Source organism: Ligilactobacillus sp., assembly GCF_036846325.1.
Classification (GTDB): domain Bacteria; phylum Bacillota; class Bacilli; order Lactobacillales; family Lactobacillaceae; genus Ligilactobacillus.
The window spans coordinates 391-6209 of sequence record NZ_DAIUCE010000097.1; the positions used below are offsets into that span (position 1 = coordinate 391).

6 protein-coding genes are annotated in these 5819 nt (G+C 40.0%); all 6 read left to right on the forward strand.

Features of this window, described 5'->3' with window-relative positions; genetic code table 11:
* On the forward strand, positions 1-1181 hold a 1181-nt coding region (locus V7Z60_RS08240), incomplete at its 5' end, for a glycosyltransferase family 2 protein (protein WP_334117348.1).
* A gap of 18 nt (positions 1182-1199) precedes the next feature.
* Positions 1200-2261, forward strand: a complete 1062-nt coding sequence (locus tag V7Z60_RS08245) for an NAD/NADP-dependent octopine/nopaline dehydrogenase family protein (protein WP_334117349.1) — start codon at positions 1200-1202, stop codon at positions 2259-2261.
* 72 nt (positions 2262-2333) lie between these two features.
* Entirely contained in the window at positions 2334-3110 is a 777-nt protein-coding gene (locus tag V7Z60_RS08250; protein WP_334117350.1) for a LicD family protein, read from the forward strand.
* A gap of 25 nt (positions 3111-3135) precedes the next feature.
* Entirely contained in the window at positions 3136-3759 is a 624-nt protein-coding gene (locus tag V7Z60_RS08255) for a DapH/DapD/GlmU-related protein (protein WP_442918908.1), read from the forward strand.
* A 14-nt stretch (positions 3760-3773) separates the two neighbouring features.
* A complete protein-coding gene (locus V7Z60_RS08260) occupies positions 3774-4847 on the forward strand; it encodes a pyridoxal-phosphate-dependent aminotransferase family protein (protein ID WP_334117352.1) in 1074 nt (357 codons plus the stop codon).
* Positions 4848-4858: 11 nt separating this feature from the next.
* Positions 4859-5819, forward strand: a 961-nt coding sequence (locus V7Z60_RS08265; RefSeq protein ID WP_334117353.1) for a hypothetical protein, incomplete at its 3' end; no start/stop codon positions are given.

Below are 5819 nucleotides of genomic sequence, written 5' to 3' on the forward strand. Positions count from 1 at the left end.
ACTACAACAATCAGATGAAGGAATTCTATCCTGCGCCTGAAACGGAAAAGGGACGCTACCGTTATGATCTGTCCGTGGCAGTGATGGCCAATACGGAAGCCAAACAGGTTGAAAGGTGTCTTGAAACGTTGAGGGATGCGGTGCCCGACAATCTTCGCTGTGAATACATTCTGTTCAATGACGGACAAGGCGGGGATGTGGCAGAGCTGTTTGAGAATTTTGCCGACAGGGACGTCAAGGTCGTGAATTACAAGAACAGGACAAATTCTCCAAGTGTAATCTATCAGCTGATTGAAGGGAAAAACGCTTTGTTTCTTACCTCAGAAAACGAGCTGTCGGAATCGGCAATTGAGAATATGCTGAAGTGTCTGAATTCTGACAGAAAAGTTGGGGCTGTCAGTCCTGCCTTTGTCGAAAAAGATGAACTCAAGGCATCAGAAGGCAATGAATATCTGTGGCATCAGAAGTCAGAGCTGAATACTGATGTTGTTCTTGCACGCTCAGCTGACATACTGCTTCCGACAATGCTTGGGGCATATTTCCCGTTCATTGCCAGACGCTATACGGAATTTTCAAGCAAGGCAATGTCGCTGATTGGCAGAAGAAACGGAAAACTTCTGTATGAAGCAGGGGATGCTTTGGCTTACAGGCTTCCGAGGGAAAATGACAAGGACATTGAACTTGAAGGTGTCAGACAGTTTGAAAGAATCATGGGCATTAACCCGCTGCTTGATCAGGATGTTGATGAGGAACTGCTGTCGGGTCTTGATTTCAGCGGCAAGGAGAAGAGAGTCGATATTCTTGGTATCGACAGCAATTTCGGTATCAATCTGCTGGCCATTCAAGACAAGGTTCGTGAGAAATCGCATAATTTAAGAACTAATATCTACAGTCTTACGGAACAGGAGACATATGCACGTGACTTGGAAGCAATTGCCAAGAAGGCAAAGGTTGTTTCAAGCTGGGACAGGGAATTTGACAAGTGCTTCCCTAATGCTCGTTTTGACTACATCGTAATGGAGCATGTGAGTGACGAGTTACTTGATCTTATGTTTCTTTTGAAGTTGCTGGAACGCCTGAAGGATGGAGGGGCTCTGGCAATCCATACGGCAGACGAAATGCCGCTCAGTGACTATGAGCCGAGAAAAGTTGTGGGAGACTGGCAGATTCTGTATAAATAGATTTGTGGGGTGATATTAATGAATATTACGATTATTGGTGGGGGAAATATCGGAACTTTGATGGCAGCAGAGGCTGCTGATAAAGGACATGCCGTTACGGTTTGTACATCAAAGCCTGACTTGTGGAAGAAAAAAGTAGAAGTGTATAATTCAGACGATAATCTGTTAATCAGTACACAAATTTCAAAAATTACCAGTTCGATGAAAGATGCAGTAAGCGGTGCTGATCATATCTGGGTAACCGTTCCTGGGGAAGCATTTATGGATACTGCTGCCAGAATGCTTCCTTATGCGACAAAAGGGCAGAAGATAGGTATTATTCCGGGATTTGGAGGAGCGGAATTTTCATTTAAGAAGTTGATAGACAAGGGATGTATATTGTATGGATTCCAGCGTGTTCATAGTATCGCCAGACTAAAGGAATACGGTAAGGCGGTATATCAGTTGGGAAGAAAACATAAAATCGAAATAGGTTCGATACCCGTATCCAATGTTTCAGATATTTGTGATTTTATAGAAGGAATCTTCAATATTCCATGTGTTTCCTTGCCTAATTATCTTTCAGTTTCCCTAACGCCATCAAATCCAATATTGCATACTTCCAGGTTATATTCCATGTTTAAAGATTATGTGCCTGGGGAAAAATATGCCAGAAACTTCCTTTTTTACAGGGAATGGTCACTGGAGGCGGCACAGCTGATGATTTCATGTGATGATGAACTGCAGTTGTTATGCAGGAAAATTCCGATGAACCTTGATAATGTACATTCTTTGAAGGACTACTATGAAAGTTATACAGCAGAAGATATGCAGAGGAAAATCAGCAGCTTGGATGCCGTAAAGAATTTGAAGTCACCAATGACAGAGGTTGAAGGAGGATGGATTCCCGATTTTAATTCAAGGTATTTCAGAACCGATTTTCCTTATGGCATTAACGTAATCATTAAGATTGCAGACATCTTTGATGTAGATACTCCAACGATGGACAAAATATGGAACTGGTATCGTGATTTAGTTTCAAATGAGGAAACCGTTGATATGGATATGTCCGTAAATGAATTCTTGAAATTATATCAATAATCAGGAGTTGTTTGACTTGAATTAATTTTGACTGATGGTCAAATAGAGAAGCTTCACAAGGTTGGATTGGAAATGCTGATTGAATTTGACCGTATTTGCCGAAAAGAGAATATAAAATATTCAATAGAATCGGGTACTCTATTGGGAGCAGTTAGAGATGGCAGGTTCATTCCATGGGATGATGATGTGGATGTGTCTATGACTCGCACCGAATATAATAAGTTTTTCGCTGCTTGTGATAAATATCTCGACAAATCGAGGTTTTTCCTGGATTGTCATGAAACTGATCCGGAATATATTTTCGGGTATAGTAAGTTGAGGAGATTAGGAACTGTTTTCAGACAGATTGGGCATGAGACTCTGACCCAACGTAACGAGATATTCATGGATATAATTATTTTGGATAATATCCCCGATCATCACATTAGCAGGATTATTCATTCAAAGATATGCAATATTATTAAAACCATTTTGAATGCACAGTTGAATCTTAAAAGCAATAATCCAATAGTGAGGTTGAGAAGCAGACTTCTGATGCTTATTCCACGAAATGCGGTTTTTTCCATATTGTATTCATTTGAAAGAATCAATAACAGAAAAGATACTGAATTATGCAGAGTGTACACATATACCCCTGCAAGTGGATGGGGAGTACCAACCAAATGCTATAAGAAATATCGCGACATAAAATTTGAAAATCATAAATTCATGTGCTTTGATGACTATGATTCATATTTGAAGTATGCATACGGAAATCACTACATGGAATTGCCACCTGTGGAAAAGAGAAAACCGCATATTAACGTTTCCGAATTGTCATTTGGGGACATATTTGGGAAGGAAGAGTGATTTGAAGGATTTTGATTATGAGCAAATGAAACTTGGAAAGTTATATCTTCAAAAAGGTATAACGAAGGAAAACAGTTCATTGAAAGGCAAGAAAAAAGCAGAAGAAATTAATAATACTGCTATTGGAGATCGAGATGAAATAGTCAGGCTTGAAAGGGAAATGATTGGAAAATCAGGTGATGAGTTATATATTACCCCCCCTGTATATGTGTCATATGGATCAAATATTGAAGTCGGAGAAAATTTTTATGCCAACAAAGACTGTATCTTTATGGATACCAGCTCCATTAAGTTCGGAGACAACGTAATCGTGGGACCAAGGTGTTGTTTCTATTGTGCGGGACATCCAATTTATGGTGGTGTGAGATCTCAGGATAACGATTATTTCGAATTTACGTTACCGATTATAGTTGGTAATGATGTTTGGATAGGCGGTAATGTAATCGTTCTTCCCGGTATTACCATAGGTAATGGTTCCGTTATAGGGGCTGGTTCTGTCGTTACTAATGATGTACCATCTAATGTCATAGTTGCAGGAAATCCTGCAAGAGTATTGAGAGAAATAAACAAGGAAGATGAAATAAAGTGGAAGTCTCTAAGAGAAGAATATTATAAGGAAAAAAAGAGATTTGAAGAATTTGGTATTTAATGGGAGATGTCACTATGCTTAATTTTACAGTAGGTCCCGTGATGAGCAACCAGGAGATTCTGAATATCGGTGCGCAGCAGGTACCCTACTTCAGGACAACTGAGTTTTCTAGGAAAATGTTTGAAAATGAAAATCTGATGAGGAAGTTTACCAAGGCCCCCGGTAATTCGCGTGCAGTTTTCATTACAGGGTCCGGTACGGCTTCCATGGAGGCAGTTGTCATGAATGTCTTTGATGAAAATGACAAGGTTCTGATTGTGGATGGCGGCAGTTTCGGTCATCGTTTTGTCCAGTTGTGTAAGATACACCAGGTTCCATATGAAACGATTGTTCCTGAAGAGGGGGGCAGTGTAACGCCTGAACAGCTGGCAGAATATGACGGTATGGGATTCACGGGCTTTTTGGTCAATCTTGATGAAACATCAAAGGGTGTTCTGTACGATATTGATGCCATCAGTAATTTCTGTAATCGCAATAATCTGTTTCTGGTTGTGGATTCAATCAGTTCATTTCTTTGTGATGAATTCGATATGGAAAAACTGAATGTGCAGGTCATGATTACGGGATCTCAGAAGGCACTTGCATGTCCCCCAGGGATTTCTGTGATTGTACTAAGTCCAGAAGCTGTGGAACGCGTTTATTCAAGACAAGTTCGCAGCATGTATCTTGACTTGAAATCGGCGCTGAAGAATGGTGAACGGGGACAAACACCCTTTACACCTGCAGTTGGAATACTGTTGCAGATTAATGCAAGGTTGAAACAGATTGAAAAAGAAGGCGGGGTAGAAGCGGAAATTGCTCACACTGCAGAAATAGCAGGAGATTTCAGAAGAAAAATCAGACATCTTCCGTTTGAGATAGTTTCCAAGTCACTTTCCAATGCAGTTACTCCCTTGCATCCGTTGAACGTTTCGGCTTATGATATTTTCACTTGTCTTAAGGATGAATACGGAATCTGGGTATGCCCGAATGGTGGAGAAATGGCCGACAGGGTATTTCGTGTCGGGCATATCGGTTGTTTGACAATTGAAGATAATGACAGGCTTATTGGAGCTTTTGAAGATATGCAGAAAAGAAATCTGCTCTAAGGAGTTGTGACATGCGAAAGAGAACAGCGAAGAAACTTGTTAAATGTGTTGATGATATTCTGTCCAGTATGGAAATGTTAACGAAATTTAAAGGGAACAGTTACATGGTTTCCAAGGTCAAGAAGGTTTGCAGAGATAATACGGCAGTTTTAGAAAACGAAAAAGATGCGGGGCAGAGGTACTCTGAATTATTAGATGAATTCAAGAAGAAAATTGAATCTTCTGATATTGAAGGTGCAAAGAAAACAGCTGATGATTTCGAGCATTTTATTTTAGACAGCATTGTTTACAAAGTTGTCTTCATGCCATATAAAGCATCAATGTGGGATTCCCTGGAAAGTGTCTGGATGGCTGCAGACAAGGATAAACGTTGTGAGGCAGTTGTCGTTCCGATTACATATTATGAATTGGACAGCAACAGGAATCCCGCAAAAAAGGTCAATGAGCGTGAAGAATTCCCTGAATATGTCCCTGTTGTCAATGATCAAGAATATGATTTGGAGAATGACCGGCCGGATATTATTTACATTCACAATCCTTATGATGATACTAATCTTGTTACACGTGTTGAAAGCAGATATTACTCCTGGAATTTGAAGAAGTATTGTGAAAAGCTTGTATATATTCCGTATTATAAGTGGATTGACGGTGTTTCATCAACTGTCTTCAGATCGGCAATGTATTATGCTGACTACACGGTGCAGAGTTCAGATGATGCGGTTAAGAGATGTATTGAAGCTTCACCCGAGTATGCCAGGTTGCTTGGTATGGAAAATGTTAAAGTCAGAAATGCAATGGAGAGTAAACTGATTAATCTCGGAAGTCCTGAAGTGGATAAAATTGTTTCATTGGATGAGAAAACGGCAAAGATGCCGGAAGAGTGGAAGGAAAAGGTTATTAAATCGCGTGTCAATGTCTTGTATAACACAACTATTGATGAAATCCTTGTTGCAAAAAGTCTTGATAAAGTAA